This window comes from Ancylobacter mangrovi (assembly GCF_024752355.1).
GTDB lineage: Bacteria > Pseudomonadota > Alphaproteobacteria > Rhizobiales > Xanthobacteraceae > Ancylobacter > Ancylobacter mangrovi.
Genome location: NZ_JANTHZ010000006.1, coordinates 1 through 19,506 on the forward strand (window position 1 = coordinate 1; position 19,506 = coordinate 19,506).

The 19,506-nt window shown below is 69.3% G+C and carries 18 protein-coding genes, 1 pseudogene and 1 riboswitch; of the genes and pseudogenes, 8 read left to right on the forward strand and 11 right to left on the reverse strand.

Annotation, left to right across the window (positions count from 1 at the left end):
* Positions 1–660: pseudogene (locus NVS89_RS13665) on the forward strand (apolipoprotein acyltransferase); the annotation flags it as partial.
* A gap of 136 nt (positions 661–796) precedes the next feature.
* Here the strand turns inward: NVS89_RS13665 and NVS89_RS13670 are convergent.
* From NVS89_RS13670 to NVS89_RS13685, 4 genes are all read right to left on the reverse strand, one after another.
* A complete protein-coding gene (locus tag NVS89_RS13670) occupies positions 797–1,417 on the reverse strand; it encodes an ABC-type transport auxiliary lipoprotein family protein (RefSeq protein WP_258733314.1) in 621 nt (206 codons plus the stop codon).
* 41 nt (positions 1,418–1,458) lie between these two features.
* Positions 1,459–2,505, reverse strand: coding sequence for an MlaD family protein (locus NVS89_RS13675; protein ID WP_258733315.1), 1,047 nt, complete (start codon positions 2,503–2,505; stop codon positions 1,459–1,461).
* 9 nt (positions 2,506–2,514) lie between these two features.
* A complete protein-coding gene (locus NVS89_RS13680) occupies positions 2,515–3,309 on the reverse strand; it encodes an ABC transporter ATP-binding protein (protein ID WP_258733578.1) in 795 nt (264 codons plus the stop codon).
* A 76-nt stretch (positions 3,310–3,385) separates the two neighbouring features.
* Positions 3,386–4,534 carry an MlaE family ABC transporter permease gene (locus NVS89_RS13685; protein WP_258733316.1) on the reverse strand — a complete coding sequence of 383 codons (1,149 nt, stop codon included), beginning with the start codon at positions 4,532–4,534 and terminating at the stop codon, positions 3,386–3,388.
* A 265-nt stretch (positions 4,535–4,799) separates the two neighbouring features.
* On the opposite strand from NVS89_RS13685, the gene dgcA reads away from it, so the two are divergent.
* The gene (dgcA, locus tag NVS89_RS13690; protein WP_258733317.1) at positions 4,800–5,777 is read left to right on the forward strand and encodes an N-acetyl-D-Glu racemase DgcA; all 978 of its coding nucleotides are present in this window, start codon (positions 4,800–4,802) and stop codon (positions 5,775–5,777) included.
* Here the strand turns inward: dgcA and NVS89_RS13695 are convergent.
* The gene (locus NVS89_RS13695) at positions 5,747–6,919 is read right to left on the reverse strand and encodes an MFS transporter (protein ID WP_258733318.1); all 1,173 of its coding nucleotides are present in this window, start codon (positions 6,917–6,919) and stop codon (positions 5,747–5,749) included. The two genes, dgcA and NVS89_RS13695, sit on opposite strands and share 31 nt — an antisense overlap.
* A gap of 99 nt (positions 6,920–7,018) precedes the next feature.
* Positions 7,019–7,837, reverse strand: a complete 819-nt coding sequence (gene thiD, locus NVS89_RS13700; RefSeq protein WP_258733319.1) for a bifunctional hydroxymethylpyrimidine kinase/phosphomethylpyrimidine kinase — start codon at positions 7,835–7,837, stop codon at positions 7,019–7,021.
* 58 nt (positions 7,838–7,895) lie between these two features.
* A riboswitch (TPP riboswitch) is annotated at positions 7,896–7,994 on the reverse strand.
* A 259-nt stretch (positions 7,995–8,253) separates the two neighbouring features.
* Here thiD and NVS89_RS13705 point away from each other — a divergent pair.
* Entirely contained in the window at positions 8,254–8,496 is a 243-nt protein-coding gene (locus NVS89_RS13705; protein ID WP_258733320.1) for an Lrp/AsnC ligand binding domain-containing protein, read from the forward strand.
* An 8-nt stretch (positions 8,497–8,504) separates the two neighbouring features.
* Here the strand turns inward: NVS89_RS13705 and NVS89_RS13710 are convergent, their stop codons facing one another.
* Genes NVS89_RS13710 through NVS89_RS13720 form a run of 3 tightly spaced genes read right to left on the reverse strand, consistent with a single transcriptional unit; the run spans position 8,505 to position 10,638 of the window.
* Positions 8,505–9,428 carry a DMT family transporter gene (locus tag NVS89_RS13710; RefSeq protein ID WP_258733321.1) on the reverse strand — a complete coding sequence of 308 codons (924 nt, stop codon included), beginning with the start codon at positions 9,426–9,428 and terminating at the stop codon, positions 8,505–8,507.
* 54 nt (positions 9,429–9,482) lie between these two features.
* Positions 9,483–10,196, reverse strand: a complete 714-nt coding sequence (locus NVS89_RS13715) for a cytochrome b/b6 domain-containing protein (RefSeq protein WP_258733322.1) — start codon at positions 10,194–10,196, stop codon at positions 9,483–9,485.
* Between the two features lies 1 nt (position 10,197).
* Complete coding sequence (locus NVS89_RS13720) at positions 10,198–10,638, reverse strand: c-type cytochrome (protein ID WP_258733323.1); 441 nt, start codon at positions 10,636–10,638, stop codon at positions 10,198–10,200.
* Between the two features lie 261 nt (positions 10,639–10,899).
* Here NVS89_RS13720 and NVS89_RS13725 point away from each other — a divergent pair, with 261 nt between their 5' ends.
* From NVS89_RS13725 to NVS89_RS13740, 4 genes are all read left to right on the forward strand, one after another.
* Entirely contained in the window at positions 10,900–11,715 is an 816-nt protein-coding gene (locus NVS89_RS13725) for a universal stress protein (RefSeq protein WP_258733324.1), read from the forward strand.
* A 104-nt stretch (positions 11,716–11,819) separates the two neighbouring features.
* Complete coding sequence (locus NVS89_RS13730; RefSeq protein WP_258733325.1) at positions 11,820–12,476, forward strand: LysE family translocator; 657 nt, start codon at positions 11,820–11,822, stop codon at positions 12,474–12,476.
* Between the two features lie 87 nt (positions 12,477–12,563).
* The gene (locus NVS89_RS13735) at positions 12,564–13,391 is read left to right on the forward strand and encodes a UDP-2,3-diacylglucosamine diphosphatase (RefSeq protein ID WP_258733326.1); all 828 of its coding nucleotides are present in this window, start codon (positions 12,564–12,566) and stop codon (positions 13,389–13,391) included.
* Positions 13,391–14,452: a glycosyltransferase family 4 protein gene (locus NVS89_RS13740; RefSeq protein WP_309486551.1), complete on the forward strand. Its 1,062-nt coding sequence runs from the start codon at positions 13,391–13,393 to the stop codon at positions 14,450–14,452. The genes NVS89_RS13735 and NVS89_RS13740 overlap by 1 nt, the downstream gene beginning before the upstream one ends.
* A gap of 34 nt (positions 14,453–14,486) precedes the next feature.
* Here NVS89_RS13740 and NVS89_RS13745 read toward each other — a convergent pair whose 3' ends face one another.
* On the reverse strand, positions 14,487–15,476 hold the full coding sequence (locus NVS89_RS13745; protein ID WP_258733327.1) for a threonine ammonia-lyase: 990 nt from the start codon (positions 15,474–15,476) through the stop codon (positions 14,487–14,489).
* 149 nt (positions 15,477–15,625) lie between these two features.
* Between NVS89_RS13745 and NVS89_RS13750 the strand changes: the two genes are divergently transcribed.
* On the forward strand, positions 15,626–16,246 hold the full coding sequence (locus NVS89_RS13750) for a helix-turn-helix domain-containing protein (RefSeq protein ID WP_258733328.1): 621 nt from the start codon (positions 15,626–15,628) through the stop codon (positions 16,244–16,246).
* A gap of 71 nt (positions 16,247–16,317) precedes the next feature.
* On the opposite strand, the gene NVS89_RS13755 is transcribed toward NVS89_RS13750, so the two are convergent.
* Complete coding sequence (locus NVS89_RS13755) at positions 16,318–19,497, reverse strand: efflux RND transporter permease subunit (protein WP_258733329.1); 3,180 nt, start codon at positions 19,495–19,497, stop codon at positions 16,318–16,320.
* Positions 19,498–19,506: the final 9 nt, after the last annotated feature.

Below are 19,506 nucleotides of genomic sequence, written 5' to 3' on the forward strand. Positions count from 1 at the left end.
CCCGCGCCGCCGCCGGCCCCGCCGCGCTACGAGCCCCAGCGTCCCGCCGCGGCCGCGCCGCGCCCGGCCGCCCCGCGTCCCGCGGCACCCGCCCCGGCTCCGCAGCCGGTCCGCCGTCAGGCCGCGCCGCCGGCCGCTCCGGCCCGTCCCGCCCCGACCCGCCCGGCATCCGCCGGCAATGAGGGGCAGAGCGGCTGGCTCTCCGACCTGCTGGCCCGCGCCTCCGATAACGAGACCCCGATGGCGCCCGGCGTGCCGCGCGGGGCCCGCGGACGGGATGTGCGGCCGGCGCAGCAGCCCGAGCGGCCGGTGCACCACACCATCGAATCGCTCGACTCGCTGTCGGTCGACATCGCCCGCATGATCGACCACGAGACCGCGGTCGACCTGTGGGAGCGTTACACCCGTGGCGAGCGCAACGTGTTCACGCGCCGGCTCTACACCATGCAGGGCCAGCAGACTTTCGAGGAGATCCGCCGCAAGTACCGGCGCGACCTCGAGTTCCGCGACACGGTGGACCGCTACATCAGCGAGTTCGAACGGCTTCTGGAGCAGGTCTCGCGCGACGAGCGCGGCCAGCAGCTCACCAACACCTACCTCACCTCGGACACCGGCAAGGTCTACACCCTGCTCGCGCACGCGGCCGGCCGGTTCGACTGACCGGCCCGCAGGCTCGGGACGAGCCCGAAGAAAAACGAAGGGCCCCGCAAGGGGCCCTTTTTCTTTGTCCGGCAGCCGCTGAAGCTCGGCACGAAACGGCGCCGCCCTTCGGCGGAAGCCGCCCCCGTCTTCGGGATTAGCGCCGCGACGCCCAGTGCACGATGTCGACCAGCACCTGGTCGGACGCCTGGTCGAGCGCCTGCGTGGCCTCCGCGCCGCTGGTGCCGATGGCCGGGACGCGCGAGGTGAACACCTGCGCCGCCACGATCCGCCCGGAACCGTTGGCGACGATCTGCGCCGAGACCTCGACCACCGCCTCCGGCCCGCTGCCGAAAGTCTGGATGCCGAAGGTGCGGATGTTGGTCAGCAGCACATAGTCCGCGGTGACCGCGCTGTCGGAGCGCGCCACGCGAACCCGGCTGCCGTTCTCGAACGCCTCGATCAGCCGCGCCTGGAACAGCGGCGGCAGGCGGTCGGCCCATTGCGCCTTGTCGAGATAGGCGATCTGGCCCGGGGCCGGCTCGACCACGATCCGCTCGGTGTCGAGCACCTGCAGCGCCGTCGGCCCGTTCACCACGAGCTGTCCGCGCCCCGCCCGCGCCACCGGGAAATTGGTCGGTGCCGTGAGGTCGAAGGTCGGCACCGACTTGTCGCCACCCGACAGCAGCGACGCGCAGCCTCCCAGCGTCAGGGCAAGAGCGATGGTCGCCGCAGCGCCCGTCAGCCTGCGACACGCCTGTCTACGTCTCAACGTCACGCGTCGTCCCCTGCCCCCGAATGCGCCCAGCCTTCCCATGCCTACCGTCCAGTGTAGCCAGGGACGGACGAGCCCCCAAAGATGAACTGGCGCGGATTGCGCTCGAGCTGCCGGAAGACGCGCTCGATTTCCGCCAGCGTGCGCCGGCCGTCCGCCGCCAGCGCCTCGTACTGCCTAAGTCCCGGCCCCGTGAACTTGTTCAGGTTGTCGGAGAGCTGCGCCGTACGCACGTCGAGATTGGCCGCGAGCTTGCGCACCTCGGCGGCGGCGGCGGAGACCTGGTTGAACATCCCCTTGCCCTCCTCGCTCGTCGTGAGCGCCTGCACGTTGTCGAGGATCTGGTCGAACTTCGCCGACATGCCGTCCAGCTTGGCCGTGAACTTGTTGATGTCGTCGACCGTCCGGCCGACCTTCTCCGGGTCGAAGGAGACGATGATCTTGTCCGCGTCGGCCGCGAGCTGCTTCACCTGGCCGGCGGCCCCGCTGACATCCTTCACGAAGGAATCGATGTTGTCGGCATTGTTGCCGAGCGCCTGGCTGAACTTGTCGACATTGGCGATGACCGAGTTGATCTTGCCCTCATTGCCGCGCAGCAGGTCGTCCACCCGCGTGGCGATGTCGTCGACCCGGCCCATCACCTCGCGCGCGCTCTTCACCAGGTCCTGCACCGCGGAGGTGTTGGCATCGATGCGCGGCAGCCCACCATCGGGCGGCTCCGGCAGCGGATGCGCGTCCTTGGACCCGCCCACCAGCCCCACCGAGGCGAGCCCGGTGAGGATCTGGGCATCGAGATTGGCGCGGGTGTCGTCGCGGATCGGGGTACCCGGCTGCACGGCGATGGTCGCCACCACCTTGCGCGGGTCCTGCGCGTCGAGCCGCAGCCCGGTCACCTCGCCGACGGGAATGCCGTTGAAGGTCACCTGCGAGCCGGTCTGGAGGCCGCTGACCGCGCCGTTGAAGACGACGTCATAGGCCGCGCGCGGCCCGCGGCTGGAGGCATTGGAAAACCACCAGACGAAGCCGAAGCCGCCGGCGATGACCGCCAGGGTGAACAGGCCGATGACGATGTAGTGGGCGCGTGTTTCCATCTTCCGACCTCACCGCGCTCCGTTCGTACCGAAGCCGGCGGCGCGCGCCCGCTTCCCGTGGAAATAGGCGGAAACCCAGGGATGATCGGAGGCGAGCATGGTTTCGATCGGTCCGACGGCGATGACCTTCCCCTCGGCGAGAGCCGCGATGCGGTCGCACACGGTGTGAAGGCTGTCGAGATCGTGCGTTACCATGAATACGGTCAGCCCCAAAGTCTGCTGCAATGTCGCAATCAACTCGTCGAATTCGCCCGCGCCGATCGGGTCGAGGCCCGAGGTCGGCTCGTCGAGAAACAGGATCTCCGGGTCCAGCGCCAGCGAACGCGCCAGCGCCGCGCGCTTGATCATGCCGCCGGAAAGCTCGGACGGCGCCTTCTCCGCCACGTCCGGCGACAGGCCGACCATCTCGATCTTGGCGATGGTCAATTCGTCCATCAGCCGTGGCGAGAGGTCGAGATATTCGCGCATCGGGAACTGGATGTTCTGCCGCACGGTGAGCGAGGAAAACAGCGCGCCCTGCTGGAACAGGACGCCCCAGCGCTGCTCGAGCTGCCGGCGCTGCACATAGGAGAGCGTGTCGAGGTTCTGGCCGAACACCTCGACCGTGCCGGCGCGCTTGGGCACCAGCCCGAGGATGGTGCGGGTGAGCACCGACTTGCCCCCGCCCGAGGCGCCGACGAAGCCGAGGATCTCGCCCTGCATCACGTCGAGCGAGAGCCCGTTGAGGATGACCCGGTCGCCGAAGCCGACCACGAGGTCGCGCACACGGATGATCGCGTCGCCCGGCTCGGCGCCGGCGCGCACGCCGGCGGTGTCGCCGGGCTGGCCGTGCCGGGGAGCGGGTGCGTCGTGTGGGTTCGCGATCGGCTGCACCGGCGCCTCACATATCGATCGCGGCGAAGAACATGGCGAACAGGCCGTCCGCCACGATCACGAGGAAGATCGCCTTCACCACCGAGGCGGTGGTGTGCGCGCCCAGCGATTCGGCGCTGCCGCCGACCCTCATGCCCTCCATGCACGCGATCAGGCCGATGATCGCCGCCATGAACGGCGCCTTGATCATGCCGACCTCGAAGGTGTTGAGCGCGATCGCCTCCCGCAGGCGGTTGAGGAATATCTCCGGCGAGATGCCGCCATAGAGCCAGGCCACCAGCCCGCCGCCGAACAGCGCGCACATGTTGCCGATGAAGGTGAGCAGCGGCACCGCGATGATGAGCGAGACGAGGCGCGGCAGAACCAGCACTTCGTTCGGGTCGAAGCCCATGACCCGCAGCGCGTCGACCTCCTCGCGCATCTTCATCGAGCCGAGCTCGGCGGTGAAGGCGCTGCCCGAGCGGCCCGCCACCATGATCGAGACGATCAGCACGCCGAGCTCGCGCAGGGTGAGGATGCCCACCATGTCGACGACATAGGTGGTCGCGCCGAACTTGCGGAAATGGAAGATGCCCTGCTGGGCGATGATGCAGCCGATCAGGAAGGTGATCAGCGCGATGATCGGCACCGCGCGCAGCCCGGTCCGCTCCAGATGATAGACCATCGAGGTCCAGCGGAAGGTCAGCGGGCGCGCGACCACGCGCAGCATCGCCTCCACCACCGCCCCGACGAAGGACAGGAAGCGCAGCGCGTCCTGCCCCATCAGCGCGACCGTCTCGCCGATCACCTCGAGCCCGTCGCCGAACACGCTGCCACGCGGCTTGCGCGGCGGAATCTGGTGGCAGCCGCGGGCGATCTCGTCGAGCAGCGGCCGGAAGCGCTGTTCAAGGCCGACGACGTGAAACTGGACGCCGGCCTCCTCGAGGCCGCGGATCAGCCGGTCGGCCATCACCGCGCCGACCGTGTCGAGGGTGCGTACGCCGGACAGGTCGATGCGCGCCGTCTCCACCTCGCCGGCCTGCAGCTCGGCGAGGCCCGCATCGACGGCACCTTCAAGGGCACGACTCTGCGTGGCGATCCATCGGCCGTTGCCGACGAATACCAGCTCGCGCCCGTTGCGGGCGGCAGCGAGAAGCGGCGCTTCCGCAGCTCCCAAGTCGGCCCCCTTCCCTCGTCCGATCCCGGCGCCGGCCCCGCCCCTTAAGCCCGTTCGCCATCTGCAAGATTCAGTGCCCGATTCTTAGCCGCAGGGCTTCCGCCCTGTCGAGGCGATAGCCGGCTTTACTGGTGCCATATTACAGAAAATGTGTTGTCCGCTGGGGAACTGTGCTTTCCCTGTGACGCGCGCGGGCGTTGCCGGCGTCCTATGCTGGCATTCTCGCGCAGGGGTGATTCGCCCGCCGCCACGACCGGGAACCGCCATGCCCGCCCTAGATGCCTTCGTCGAGCGTTTTCCGATCCGCGGCCGCTTCACCATTGCGCGCGGCTCGAAGACCGAGGCGGTGGTGATTCTCGCCGAGCTGCGCGAGGGCGACACGGTCGGGCGCGGCGAATGCGTCCCCTACGCCCGCTATGGCGAGAGCGTGGAAGGTGTGCTGGCGGCCGTCGAGGCGATGGCCGCTCCCCTCGCCGCCGGGCTCGACCGGCGCGCGCTGCAGGAGCGCATGCCCCCCGGCGCGGCGCGCAACGCGCTCGACTGCGCGCTATGGGACCTCGAGGCCAAGCGCGTGGGCGTTCCCGTCCACGAGCTGGCGGGCCTTCCCGCGCCGGAGCCGGTCGTCACCGCCTTCACCATCAGCCTCGATACGCCCGAAGCCATGGCGCAGGCCGCCGCGGCCTGCGGGCGCCCGCTGCTGAAGCTCAAGCTCGGCATGCCGGGCGACGCGGGGCGGCTCGCCGCCGTGCGCGCGGCGGTGCCCGGGGCGCGGCTCGTCGTCGACGCCAATGAAGGCTGGACGCCCGGCGATGTCGCGGAAAACCTCGCCGCCTGCGCGGAGGCGGGCGTCGAGTTGGTGGAACAGCCGCTGCCGGCCGGCGCCGACGCGCTGCTCGCCGAGATCGCGCGTCCGGTCGCCGTCTGCGCCGACGAGAGCGTGCACGGGCGCGACACGCTCGGCCGCCTGATCGGCCGCTATGACGCCATCAACGTCAAGCTGGACAAGACCGGCGGCCTCACCGAGGCGCTGGCGCTGGCGCGGGAGGCGCAGGCGGCGGGGCTCGACCTCATGATCGGCTGCATGGTGGCGACCTCGCTCGCCATGGCGCCGGCGCTGCTGCTGTCCCCGCTCGCCCGTTTCGTCGATCTCGACGGGCCGTTGCTGCTCGCGCGCGATCGCGAGCCGGGCCTGCGCTACGAGGGCAGCCTCGTCTATCCGCCCGAGCCCGCGCTCTGGGGCTGAGGACGATCGGCATAGGCGAGGAGCGCCAGCACCGCCCCGCCGCCCGCCATCAGCGCCGAAGCGGCAAAGGCGAGCGGGCCGAGCGCCTGCCATAACGGGCCGGAAGCCAGCGTCGCGCCGGTCATGACGATGGCCACCGCCCAGGCCGCCATGGCCTGCGTCGCCGCCCCGCGCCCCGCCGGGGCAAGGCGCGCGACGAGTTCGACCGTGCCGAGATAGGTGCAGCCGAACGTGCCGGCATGCAGCACCTGCAGGAACGGCAGCAGCACGACCGGCGGGTCGAGCGCCATGGCGCCGAAGCGCGCAAGCCCCGCCAGGCCGCCGGCGAGCAGGAGCCGCTCCGCCCCGATCAGCGCCGTGATCCGCGTGCCGGAGCGGAACAGCACCACCTCCGCCAGCACGCCCACCGCCCACAGGCCACCGATCGCGGTGTCCGAGAGGCCGGCCTCGCGCCACTGGATGGAGCCGAAGGCATAGAGCAGAGCGTGCGATCCCTGCACGAGGGCGGCGGCGGCGATGCCGATCCGCAGCGCGCGCGGCAGCCGCGCCCGCGCCGAGGCCGCGCCCCGTGGCCGTGCCGGCTCCGGCAACGGTCGCGCATCCGGCTGGAGAGCGCAGGCGGCGAACGCCGCCACCAGGCTGCCGGCGACGATCATCCAGATCAGCGCGTCGGCCGGAAAGACGCGCAGGACGAGGCCGGAGGCCAGATTGCCGGCGATGAAGGACAGCGAGCCCCACAGCCTCACCCGCCCGTAATCGACGAGCCCCTCGGCCCGCCGCGCCACCGTGTAGGCGTCGAGGACCGGCAGGCTGGGCTGCCAGAAGCTCGCGGCGAGACCGAGCGCGACCAGCATCAGGGCCGCGTCCGGCGCCAGCACGACGCCGACGAAGCAGCAGGCCGTCGCGAGGGCGTAGCCGATCAGGGTCGCGCGCGGGCGCCCCGTCCGGTCGGCGAGCAGCCCGCCGAGCGGCATCGTCGCCAGCCGCACCGCCATCGGCACGGCCAGCGCGAAGCCGATCATCGAGGCGCTGAAGTCGCGCCCCGTCAGCCAGACCGGGAAGAACGGCAGATAGACCCCTATGCCGAAGAACAGCCCGGCATAGACGACGGCGATCGAATGGCGCGGCGCGACGGCGGGCACGATCGGGCACTCACGGGGGAACGGCGCCTCTCGTTAGCAGGCGCGTTGGCGGCTGGCGAGCCGTAGCGTCAGGGCGCGCCTTCCGCTCCGGCCAGCAGCCTAGCTCCAAAAGGCGTGGAAGTGGTGCACCGGGCCGTGGCCGTGGCCGATATGGAGCTCGTCCGAGCGCGCCAGCGCGCGCGAGAGATAATGCTTGGCCGCCTGCACCGAGGTGCGCAGATCCTCGCCCTTGGCGAGGCCGGCGGCGATGGCGGAGGACAGCGTGCAGCCGGTGCCGTGCGTGTTCTGCGTGTTGATGCGCGGGCCGCGAAATTCATGCACCCCGTCCGCGTCCATCAGCACGTCGACGCTCTCGGGCCCCTCGCTGTGCCCGCCCTTGACCAGCACCGCCTTCGGTCCCAGCGCCAGCAGCCGCTCGGCCTGGGCGCGGACCTCCTCGAGACTGGTCGCCTGCGGCTCGTCGAGCAGCGCCGCCGCTTCGGGCAGGTTGGGGGTGATGAGCCGCGCGCGCGGCAGCAGCTCGGCCCGCAGCGTCGCGATCGCCTCGGCCACTAGCAGCCGGTCGCCGGAGGCCGCGACCATCACCGGGTCCAGCACCACATTCGCCACCTGGTGGCGGTCGAGCCCCGACGCCACCGCGAGGATCGCCTCCGGCCGCGACAGCATGCCGATCTTGGTCGCCGCGACGTCGAGGTCGGAATAGACCGCCTCGATCTGCTGGGTGATGAAGGCGGGCGGCACGTCGTGGATGCCGGTCACGCCCAGCGTGTTCTGCGCGGTGAGCGCGGTGATGACGCTCGCGCCATAGACGCCGAGCGCCGAGAAGGTCTTGATATCCGCCTGGATTCCGGCGCCGCCGCCCGAATCCGAGCCGGCTATGGTCACCGCAATCGCGCTCTGCGCCGCTGCATCAGTCATCGGCACGCCTCCCGTCGTGGCAAGGAAGAGAAGCGGCCCGCCGGCGCGGTCTCCCGCCCGGTGAGCGCGACCCGTTTCCTCCGCCGGCATGACCCGGATCAGGTTCGTGGGTTGGCAGGATTGCCTCTCAGCCTCGACGGCACCCCAACGCGATCATCCTTCGAGGCATAGGCGAAGCATGGGCGACTGGCAAGACGTGCCGGGAAGCCTGCCCCAAGGTCATTTCAGAGCCAGAAAGGGCCGACCCGGCGGCGGCTCCGGGCCCGCATCCTCGCGCGGACCGGCCGCACACCTCGGGCGGGGGCGAGGGTCGCGCGGTGTCCCGGCGTGCGATCCGCAGCCCGGGCGCCGGGGGGTTGCGCGCGGGTCGCCGTTCTGTTCCTGTTGCGCACCCCGAACCGTGCCTGGAAGCCGCGATGGTCCCCTTCTTCGTCCAGATCAAATGCCAGCTCGGCCGCTCCTATGAGGTGGCCAACGCCATCGCCGATGCCGAGATCGCCTCCGAGGTCTATTCGACCGCCGGCGAATTCGATCTCCTGGTGAAGTTCTACGTCGCCGAGGGCACGGATATCGGCCATTTCGTGAACGAGAAGGTCCAGCGCATTCCCGGCATCCAGGACACGCGCACCATCATCACCTTCAAGGCCTTCGCCAGCTAGCCGCGCCGTCAGGCGGCCGGGCCCGTGGGCGGCGTCGCCTCGACCGCGGCGGCGCGCTCGATGCCGAGCCGCTGCTCGCGCCAGATCACGAACAGCCCGGCCGCGATGACCACCGAGGCGCCGACCAGCACCAGCAGCGGCGGCACCTCGCGGAACAGCACGAAGCCGAGCAGCAGCGACCAGATCATCGCCGAATAGGTGAAGGGCGCCACAACCGAGGCCGGCGCGGAGCGATAGCTCTCGGTGAGCAATATCTGCCCGACCCCGCCGAGGAAGCCGATCGACACCAGCATCACGGCGTCCCCCGCGCTCGGCAGCACCCAGCCCCAGGCCGCGGTGGCGAGGCCGGCGACGGCGGCCAGCGCCTGGAAATAGAACACGATCGCCGCCGTGGTCTCGCTGGAGGTCAGGCGCCGCACCTGGATCATCGCCCCCGCGGTGCAGGCGGCGCTGAACAGGGCGATCAGCGCGCCGAGGCTTCCATGGCCGCTGGCGAAGCCGCCCCCGAGATGGGGCCACAGCATGATGACGACGCCGATTAGGCCGACGAACACCGCGCTCCAGCGGTAGACATGGACCTTCTCGCCCAGCATCAGCGCCGCCAGCGCGACCGTGAGCAGCGGCGCGGTGAAGCTGATCGCGGTCACGTCGGCGAGCGGAATGAGGGCCAGCGCGGAGAAGGACGAGGCCATGGCGAACACGCCGATGGTCCCGCGCATGATGTGCCCGACCGGGTGCGCGGTGCGCACCGCCGCGCTGATCTCACCCCGGAAGGCCAGCAGCGCGAGCAGCGGGAACAGGGCGAAGAAGGAGCGCGCGAACACCACTTCGCCGGTCGGAATGCGATCCGAGACGATGCGGACGAGGGCCGACATTACGGTGAAGACGAAGGTCGCACCGACCTGCAGCGCGATCCCCCTGAGGGCGTTCATGATGGCGCCAAGGAGCACGAGTCCTCCCGGCCCGCAAGCGGGTCGGGAAGAGAATCACGGAAAAGGATTGCCCCCGGCGAGCGCGATACCGCCAAAGACGACCAGCACGGCCACGGCGAGGCAGGCGATGGCGAGGGCGACCGAGCCCGGCGTCGCCGGAGCGGGGTCCACATAGCGCCCCGCCGGCTTGCGGCCGAGGACCATGGCCGCGATCAGGTTGTCGCTGCCCAGCGCCGAATAGGCGATGTTGGCGACGACGTGCAGCGCGATGAGGCCCAGCAGGATCGGGTAGATCTGCTGGTGCAGGGCGGAGGCGCGCGCGATGGTCTCGTCGCTCGCCACGGCCGTCATCGGCGCGTAGACGATGATGTCGTCGGTGGTGAACAGCCCGGTCAGCGCCTGCGCCGCCGCCACGAGCAGCAGCGCGATCACCATCCACCCGCCGAGCGGATTGTGGCCGAGATAATGCGCCGGCCGCCCGCGCAGCAGGCCGAGACCGTAGCCGAGCGCAGCGCCCGGCCCGCGCAGGAAGGCCGAGAAGCGCGCCGTGCTGCCGCCGACGAGGCCCCACAGCAGCCGGAACACCAGCACCACGAGGATCGCCAGCCCGTTCCACTGGTGCCAGACCAGCCCGACGTCGCCATAATATTTGCTGGCAAAGGCAAGCCCCACCAGCGCGGCAAGCAGCCATTTCGCCAGCCGCGTCGGCAGGTCCCACGCCAGCACGGTGGCTGGCGCGGAAGCCGCTTCCTCGGTCACCGCGGACACGTCAGCTCTTCTTGCGGAAGGAATCATGGCACGTGCCGCAGGTGCGGATCACGCCGGGAAAGTTCGCCTTGAAGCTCGCCTCGTCGGTGATGGCCGCCCGCGCGGCGACCGAATCGGCCGCGAGCTTGGTGAACAGCGCCTCGAACTCGTCCTTCTTCTCCCAGATCGCGGGCAGAGCGTCCGTGCTCTCGCCCGACCCTTCCGGGAACAGGGTCGGAAGCGTCTTGGCATTCTTGGCATAAAGATCGAGAGTGCTCTGGACGGTGGCGAGGTCGAACGGGGTGGCACCGCGCAGCATGCCGCCGACGGCCTTGGTGGCCTTGCCGTACTCCTTCATCAGGGCCTCGCGCTGCTTGGCGACGTCGGACTGTGCCACGACCGCGGTCGTCGCGAAGGCGGCAAAGGACAGGGTGGCGACGACGAATGCGAGACGACGACTCATAGGCTGCTCCCGGGTTCGGGTTTGCTGCACTGCAAACCACAGAGGCTCCACCTTAGTAAGGCTCCAAACGATGACAATCGGCCGTCTGGTCACTCGCGCGCTCGTGATGGGTATGCATTACGCAGAGTAATGTCCGCACCATATTTAGCGGTTGCGTATGGTGCTTTTCCTGATTTTGATCGCCAGCCTATGCCCTAAGGTCACAAAGATTGAGAAGCGCAATCGCCAACCAGAAACGCCACTCAAGGAAGCAAGCACATCATGTCCCTGCGCAGCATCCTCCTTCACGCCGCTCCCGATAGCGGCTTCGCCGACCGTCTCGCCTTCGCCATCACCCTCGCCCGCCAGTCCGGCGCCGCGCTCAAGGCCGTCTATACGCTTCATCCCGCCGGCGTACCGCAGGTCGGCCGCGCCCTGTCCATCTACATCAACGAGCTGATGCACGAGGCGCGGGAGAAGGAGGCGGGCATCCGCGCCACGTTCGAGAGCGCGACCGCGGCGGCGGGAATCACCGCGAGCTGGGAGACGGCGCCGGGAGACGTCACCAAGGAGCTGCGCAATCTCGTCAGCTTCGTCGACCTCACGATCGTCAGCGAGACCACCGACGGCACGGTGGACGACCAGCTCGCCGCCACGCTGCCCGAGCATCTGGCGCTGGCCTGCAACGGCCCGGTCGTGGTCGTGCCGACCGGCAAGAAGGTGCCGGACCGCATCAGCCGCGTGCTGATCGCCTGGAAACCCTCGCGCGAGGCGGGCCACGCGGTGCGCTTCTCCATTCCGCTGCTGACGCTGGCCGACGAGGTGGAGGTGCTCACCGTCGCCGAGGACATGCCCAAGGCGTCCGAATCGGGCGACAAGCTGGCCGCCTTCCTCGCCACCCACGGCGTGAAGGCCAAGCACATCCATATCGACGCGGGTTCGGCCAGCCGCACCATCACCGAGGAAGCGGCCGCGTTCCGGGCCGACCTGATAGTGCTCGGCGCCTATAGCCGCTCGCGCATCGCCGAGATGGTGCTCGGCGGCGTCACCGCCTCCATGCTCGCCAAGCCGCCGGCCGCGCTGTTCTTCGCGCACTGAGCCCGGCTCCCGACGGGGGCGTCCGCCAGCAGGACGCCCCTCCCCGCCGCCGCTCTCCCTGCCGGACCGACACCTTCCGCGACGGATTCGGGTTGCCCGCGGCGGTGCGCATCGCTAGCAACGGCGCCGGCAACGTCGGCGAGGCCGACCTGGGAGTTGCGTCGGTGTCGGTGCAGATCGTCTCGCTGTTCCTGTTCGCGCTCGCGGGCGCCCTGACGCCCGGCCCGAACAACATGATTTCCGCCGGTTCCGGCGCCGCCTTCGGCTTCCGGCGGACCCTGCCGCAGATCTGGGGCGTCAGCATCGGCTTCACCATCATGGTGATCGCCGTCGGCATGGGGCTCGGCTCGCTCTTCACGGCGGTGCCGTACCTGCACGAGATCCTGAAGATCGCCGGCTCGCTCTACCTGCTCTTCCTCGCCTGGAAGATCGCCAACGCCGCCGGCCCGGCGGGCGGAACTGCGATGGAGAAGCCGATGACCATGCTGCAGTCGGCGCTGTTCCAGTGGGTCAACCCCAAGGCCTGGACCATCGCGCTCAGCATCATCCCCGCCTTCACCACCATCGGCGCCGAGAGCATCTTCGTCCAGGTGCTGGTCATCGCCGTGGTCTCGGGGATCGTGACCTTCCCCTGTCTTTGCGTCTGGGCCGGCTTCGGTTCGCTGCTCGCGCACCTGCTCACCGACCCGCGCCAGCGCCGCATCGTCAACTACCTGATGGCCGCGCTGGTCGCCGCGAGCGTGGTGATGCTGTTCCTGTGAACGCTGCAGCGCAGCATCCGTCATAAAAACGTGATGCGAGTCGGGCTTATGTGCCGCATGAAACCTTCGCACCTCTTAGGGGAAGGCATGACGGACACGGCCCCCGAATTGAGCGACGCGCCAGACGCCCGCCGGTTTCGCAGCCTGTTCCTGTCCGACGTCCATCTTGGAACCAAGGGTTGCCAGGCGGACCTGCTGCTCGACTTCCTGAAGTTCCACGACGCGGACACGATCTACCTCGTCGGCGACATCGTCGACGGCTGGCGCCTGCGCGCCGGCTGGTACTGGCCGCAGTCCCACAACGACGTGGTGCAGAAGCTGCTGCGCAAGGGCCGCAAGGGCGCGCGCATCGTCTACCTGCCCGGCAATCACGACGAGTTCCTGCGCGACTATTACGGCAGCCATTTCGGCGGCATCGAAGTGGTCGAGACGGCGATCCACGACGCCGCCGACGGCCGGCGCTACCTCGTCATCCATGGCGACGTGTTCGACGTCGTGGTGCGTCACGCCAAGTGGCTCGCCTTCCTGGGCGACGGCGCCTACACCTTCGCGCTCGGCGTCAACACCTACCTCAACTGGGTGCGCCGCAAGCTCGGCTTCCCCTACTGGTCGCTGAGCCAGTGGGCCAAGCTGAAGGTTAAGAACGCGGTCAACTTCATCGGCCGCTTCGAGGAGGCGGTGGCCAACGAGGCGCGCCGCCACAAGGTGGACGGCGTCATCTGCGGCCATATCCACCACGCCACGATGCATGACAGCTTCGGCGTGGAATATGTAAACTGCGGCGACTGGGTCGAAAGCTGCACCGCCATCGTCGAGCACGAGGACGGCCGCTTCGAGTTGATCGACTGGGCGCGCCAGACCCGGGCACGGCTGAGCACGCCGCTGATGCTGGAACGGCCGAAGGTCGCCGCCTGATGCGCATTCTCATCGCGACCGATGCCTGGACGCCGCAGGTCAACGGCGTGGTCCGCTCGCTGCAGAACACCGCCCGCGAGGCGGCCACGCTCGGCGCCGAGATCACCTTCCTGACGCCAGGCGATTTCCGCACCGTGCCGATGCCCACCTATCCCGAGATCCGGCTGGCGGTCGCCACGCCCTCGAAGGTCGCGCGCCGCATCGACGAGATCGGCGCCGACTTCGTGCACATCGCGACCGAGGGGCCGGTCGGCATCATGGCCCGGCGCTGGTGCACTGGGCGCGGGCAGATCTTCACCACCAGCTATCACACGCGCTTTCCCGAATACCTCGCCGCGCGCGCCCCGGTGCCGCAGAAGCTCTCCTATGCCTGGCTGCGGCGCTTCCACAATGCCGGGGCCGGCATCATGGTCTCGACGCCCACGCTCGAGACCGAGCTGCGCGGGCGCGGCTTCCACAACATCATGCGCTGGTCGCGCGGCGTCGACGCGCAGCTCTTCCGCCCGCGCGGCGAGGACGAGTTCGACCCGATCGTGCGCGACCTGCCGCGCCCCATCTTCGTCTCGGTCGGCCGGGTGGCGGTGGAGAAGAATCTCGGCGCCTTCCTCGGCCTCGACCTGCCGGGCAGCAAGGTGGTGGTCGGCGACGGCCCGGCGCTCGCAACGCTCAGGGCGCAGTTTCCCGACGCGCATTTCCTCGGCATGAAGGAAGGCGAGGCGCTGGCGCGCATCTATGCCGCCGCCGACGTCTTCGTCTTCCCCAGCCTCACGGACACGTTCGGCATCGTGCTGCTGGAGGCGCTGGCGAGCGGCCTGCCCGTCGCCGCCTTTCCTGTCACCGGCCCGAACGACGTGATCGCGACCGCGCCGCAGGACGCGCCGGTGGGTGTGCTGGATGCGGATCTGCGCCGGGCCGCGCTCGCCGCGCTCGACATCGACCGCGCCGATGCCCGCGCCTATGCGCTCGGCTATTCCTGGCGCGCCTGCACGGAGCAGTTCCTCGGCAACATCGCGACCGCCCAGTCGCGCGTGCTGCAGTTCGGCGCGGCGGCGGTCGGCTGACGGCAGCGTCGGGTCGGTGCGAGGCTGGACGCGTTCAGGCGGCGGCGAGGCAACGCGCGAACATGTCGCCGTCGACATTGCCGCCGGACAGCACGATGGCGGCCACCCGGCCCTTGAGGTCCACCTTGCCGGCCAGCACCGCCGCGAGCGCCACCGCCCCGCCCGGCTCGACCACGATCTTGAGCTCCTCGAAGGCGAAGGCGACGGCGCGCGCGACCTCCTCGTCGCTCGCCGACACGCCCTCGCCGACGATGCGGGAGGTGATCTCGAAGGTCAGCCGGCCCGGTGTCGCCGCCAGCAGCGCGTCGCAGATCGAACCGGTGGCGCGCTCGTTGCGCTCGCGCCCGCCGGAGAGGAAGGAGCGGGCATGGTCGTCGAACCCGGCCGGCTCGGCGGTCATGACACGGGCATCGGGAAAGCGGTCCTTCACCGCCAACGCAATGCCCGAGATGAGCCCGCCACCCGAGGCGTTGGCGATCACCACGTCGGGAACCAGATCGCGGGCGGCGAGGTCCTCCGCGATCTCCAGCCCCACCGTGCCCTGCCCGGCGATGATGTGGAAATCGTCATAGGGCGGCACGAACACCGCGCCCCGTTCGCGGGCGATCGCATCGGCGATGGCGTCGCGGTCGTCCACCCCGCGGTCGTAGTCGACCACCTCGGCGCCGAAGGCGATGGTGCGCGCGCGCTTCATCGCCGGCGCGTCCTTCGGCATGACGATGACCGAGCGCATGCCCATCAGCGTCGCGGCGGCGGCGACGCCCTGCGCATGGTTGCCCGAGGAGCAGGCGACCACGCCGCCGGCCCTCTGGTCCTCCGGGATGCGCGAGATCCGGTTGTAGGCGCCGCGGAACTTGAACGAGCCGGTGCGCTGCAGCGGCTCGGGCTTGAGGAAGACCCGCCCGCCCGTCAGCTCGTCGAGCCGGGGCGAGGCGATCAGCGGGGTGCGCACCGCGACGCCGGCCAGCCGCTCGGCGGCCGATGCGACGTCATCGATGGTCGGCAGGGCATTGGTCTGCATCATGGGGCGAGCTTAGCCCCGCGCGGGGCGCCGCGCATCTGCAATTCGCGGCTTTCATCACTATGTTGACGGCGGATCGAGGCACGCTCCGGCGACTTGCGCGGCTCCCTCGCCCCAACCTAATGTCCAGCCAGGCGCAAACGGGAGCAGGCATGTCGGGCCGCACGCGGAGTATCGATCGGGGCGGCATGGAAGCGGGAGCCCAGGCCATAACAGGCCAGCTCGGACGCACCATCCAGCGCCTGCGCAAGGCCTACAACCTTTCGCTCTCGGAGCTGTCCGAACAGTCGGGCGTCGCCAAGTCGATCATCAGCCAGATCGAGCGCAACGAGACCAATCCCACGCTCGCCACGGTGTGGCGCCTGTCGCAGGCGCTCGACGTGTCGATCGACCGCTTCATGGCGGCGACCGACGACGAGCCCTTCGTCGAGCACCTCACCCGCGCCGACACGCCCATTCTCGTCTCCGAGGACGGCCGCTGCCGCCTGACCATCACCGGATGGATCAAGACGGTGGAATGGCTGCAATGGTTCGATTTCGTCGCCGAGCCGGGCGGCGAGCTGATCTCGGACGGCCACCAGCGCGGCTCGATCGAGTGCCTCTCGGTCCTCGCCGGCGAGTTGCAGGTCGAATGCGCCGACGTGGTTGAGACCGCGCGGGCGGGCGAGACGCTACGCTATCGCTGCGACCGCCGCCATGTCATCCGCAACATGGGCACCGAGCCGGCCCATGCCACCATGGTGTGCCTGCTCAAGGCCGCCGTCCTCGACTGAGGGCGGCCGCCGCAAGCGCAGCCCTGCCCCCAAATGAAAAAGGCGCCCCGCGGGGCGCCTTTTCCTTTTCGTCATTGTGAGCCGGCCGCTTCCGCCTGTTCCTGCTTTCGCATCCGCCGGCGTTCGCCGAAGCCGGCGAGCCAGCGGCAGACCACGTAGAAGGTCGGCGTGAACAGCAGGCCGAAGAAGGTCACGCCGATCATGCCGGAGAACACCGCCGTGCCGAGCGCCTGGCGCAGCTCGGAGCCGGCGCCGGTCGCCCGCACCAGCGGCACCACGCCGAGGATGAAGGCCAGCGAGGTCATGATGATCGGCCGCAGGCGGAGCTGGGCCGCATGCTGGGCGGCGGCGAAGCGGTTCTCGCCGCGGTCCTCGAGCTGCTTGGCGAATTCCACGATCAGGATCGCGTTCTTCGCCGCCAGACCGATGAGCACGATGAAGCCCACCTGGGACAGGATGTTGTTGTCCTGCCCGCGTATCAATATGCCCGCCACTGCCGCGATCAGGCACATTGGCACGATGAGCACCACCGCGAGCGGCAGCGTCAGGCTCTCATACTGCGCCGCCAGCACGAGGAAGACGAACACCACGCCGAGCGCGAAGGCGAAGATCGCGGTGTTGCCCGCCCTCACCTGCTGATAGGCGAGCGTCGTCCACTCAAAGGCGAAGCCGTCCGGCAGCGTCTCCGCCGCCAGCTTCTCCATGGTCTGGATCGCCTGGCCCTGCGAGGTGCCGGGCTGGGTGTCGCCGTCGAGCTCCGCCGCCGGGTAGAGGTTGTAGCGCGGCACGCGGTAGGGGCCCGCAATGTCGCGCACCGTGGCGAAGGAGCCGATCGGCACCGTCTCGCCGTCCGCGTTCTTCACCCTCAGCCGCAGCAGGTCCTCCTGCGTCAGGCGATAGGGCGCGTCGGCCTGCGCCTGCACGCGGTAGGTACGGCCGAACAGGTTGAAGTCGTTGACGTAGGACGAGCCGATATAGGTCTGCAGCGTCGCGAACACGTCCGCCATGTTGACGCCGAGGAGCTGCGCCTTGGTGCGGTCGATGTCGAGGAAGAGCTGCGGCGTCGAGGTCTCGAACAGCGAATAGACCTGCTTGAGACCCGGCGTCTGGTTCGCCTTGCCCATCATCGCGTAAACCGCGTTCTGCAGCGCGCCATAGCCGCGCCCGCCACGATCCTCGATCATCATGCGATAGCCGCCGGCATTGCCGATGCCCTGAACGGGCGGCGGCATCACCACGATCATCTGCGCTTCCTCGATGGCCCCGAGCTCGCCGAACAGCTTGCCCTGGATCGCTGCGGCGGATTCGCCCGGATTCTTGGCACGCTCTTCGGCCGGGCCGAGGATGAGGAACATGGCGCCCGCGTTCGGCGCGTTGGTGAAGGTCGCGCCGGAGAAGCCGACGATGTTCACCACATGGGAGACGCCGGGCGTGCCGAGGGCGATCTTCGCCGCCCGCGTCATCACCTCGTTGGTGCGCTCGAGCGCCGCGCCGCCGGGAAGCTGCGCCGCGACGATCAGGTAGCCGCGGTCCTGCGCCGGGATGAAGCCCTGCGGCGTCATCCGGAACAGCTGGAAGCCGCCGGCGAGGATGCCCGCATAGACGATGAGCACGATCACCGCGAAGCGCACGACGCGCCCGGTGAACCAGCCATAGCCGCGCGAGAGGCCGTTGAAGCCCTTGTTGAAGTAGTAGAAGAAGCCGGTGAACGGGCGCGCATACCAGGCCGGCTTGTGGTCCGGCCCCCGATGCGGGCGCAGCAGCAGCGCGCACATGGCCGGCGACAGCGTCAGCGACACCAGCAGCGAGATCAGCGTCGAGCCCGCGATGGTCAGCGCGAACTGGCGGTAGAACTCGCCCGAGATGCCGGTGATGAAGGCCGACGGCACGAACACCGAGGCCAGCACCAGCGAGATCGCGATCAGCGCCCCGCCGACCTCGTCCATGGTCTTGTAGGCCGCGTCGCGTGGACTGAGGCCGGTGGAGATGTTGTGCTCCACGCTTTCCACCACGACGATCGCGTCGTCCACCACGATGCCGATGGCCAGCACGAGGCCGAACAGCGACAGATTGTTCAGCGAGAAGCCGAACAGGCTCATGATGAAGAAGGTGCCGATCAGCGAGACCGGGATGGCGAGGATCGGGATGATCGCCGCCCGCCAGGTCTGCAGGAACAGGATCACCACGATCACCACCAGCACGATCGCCTCGATGATCGTGTCCTCCACCGCGCGCACCGATTCGGCGATGAACTGGGTCGGGTTGTACGCGGTCGAGTAGGCGAGGCCCTGCGGGAAGTTCTTGGCGATCTCCACCATCTGCTGCGAGATCGCCTGGCCGGTGGCCAGCGCGTTCGAGCCCGGGAGCTGGAAGATGCCGAGCGCGACCGAGGGCTTGGAGTCGTAGTAGGAGATCGAGGAGTTGTCCTGTCCCTCGATGTCGATCCGCGCCACGTCGCGCAGGCGCACCACCGCGTCGCCGGTCTGGCGCACGACGATGTTGCCGAACTCCTCCGGCGTCGACAGGCGGCCGAGCGTGCGCACCGCCACCTGGAAGGCGTTCTGCTTGGCCACCGGCGGCGCGTTCAGCACGCCCGAGGCGACCTGCAGGTTCTGCGCCTGGAGCGCGGCGGTCACGTCCGTCGCGGTGAGGTTCAGCGCCTGCAGCTTCTCCGGGTCGAGCCAGACCTGCATCGCATAGTCGCGCGAGCCGAACACGGTGATCGAGCCCACGCCCGGCACGCGCTGGAGCTGGTCCTTGATCTGCAGGTTCGCGTAGTTGGAGATGAACAGCGAATCGCGCGAATTGTCGGGCGAGAACAGGCTGACCACCATCAGGATGTCCGGCGAGGACTTCGCGACGGTGACGCCGATCTGCTGCACTTCCTGCGGCAGGCGCGGCGTGGCGGTGGCCACGCGGTTCTGCACCTGCACCTGCGCGATGTCGAGATCGGTGCCGATGTCGAAGGTCACGGCGATCGAGAACCGGCCGTCGGCGGTCGAGTTGGAGGAGATGTAGAGCATCCCCTCCACGCCGTTGATCTGTTGCTCGATCGGCGAGACCACCGTGTCGGCCACGGTTTCCGCGCTCGCGCCCGGGTACTGGCCGGTGACGTTCACCACCGGCGGAGCGATGTCGGGATACTGGGCGACCGGCAGCGCGAAGAACGCGACGCCGCCGAGGATCATGACGATGACCGATACCACCGAAGCAAAGATGGGCCGGTCGATGAAGAAATGTGAAAATCGCATGGAGCCAGC

What these genes read in the sequence shown, in the direction of transcription:
- NVS89_RS13675 (WP_258733315.1), bottom strand. Translation starts at nt 2,505, where the DNA reads ATGGAAACACGCGCCCACTACATCGTCATCGGCCTGTTCACCCTGGCG.
- dgcA (WP_258733317.1), top strand. Translation starts at nt 4,800, where the DNA reads ATGCCCGCCCTAGATGCCTTCGTCGAGCGTTTTCCGATCCGCGGCCGC.
- thiD (WP_258733319.1), bottom strand. Translation starts at nt 7,837, where the DNA reads ATGACTGATGCAGCGGCGCAGAGCGCGATTGCGGTGACCATAGCCGGC.
- NVS89_RS13705 (WP_258733320.1), top strand. Translation starts at nt 8,254, where the DNA reads ATGGTCCCCTTCTTCGTCCAGATCAAATGCCAGCTCGGCCGCTCCTAT.
- NVS89_RS13710 (WP_258733321.1), bottom strand. Translation starts at nt 9,428, where the DNA reads ATGAACGCCCTCAGGGGGATCGCGCTGCAGGTCGGTGCGACCTTCGTC.
- NVS89_RS13720 (WP_258733323.1), bottom strand. Translation starts at nt 10,638, where the DNA reads ATGAGTCGTCGTCTCGCATTCGTCGTCGCCACCCTGTCCTTTGCCGCC.
- NVS89_RS13725 (WP_258733324.1), top strand. Translation starts at nt 10,900, where the DNA reads ATGTCCCTGCGCAGCATCCTCCTTCACGCCGCTCCCGATAGCGGCTTC.
- NVS89_RS13735 (WP_258733326.1), top strand. Translation starts at nt 12,564, where the DNA reads ATGACGGACACGGCCCCCGAATTGAGCGACGCGCCAGACGCCCGCCGG.
- NVS89_RS13740 (WP_309486551.1), top strand. Translation starts at nt 13,391, where the DNA reads ATGCGCATTCTCATCGCGACCGATGCCTGGACGCCGCAGGTCAACGGC.
- NVS89_RS13745 (WP_258733327.1), bottom strand. Translation starts at nt 15,476, where the DNA reads ATGATGCAGACCAATGCCCTGCCGACCATCGATGACGTCGCATCGGCC.
- NVS89_RS13750 (WP_258733328.1), top strand. Translation starts at nt 15,626, where the DNA reads ATGTCGGGCCGCACGCGGAGTATCGATCGGGGCGGCATGGAAGCGGGA.
- NVS89_RS13755 (WP_258733329.1), bottom strand. Translation starts at nt 19,497, where the DNA reads ATGCGATTTTCACATTTCTTCATCGACCGGCCCATCTTTGCTTCGGTG.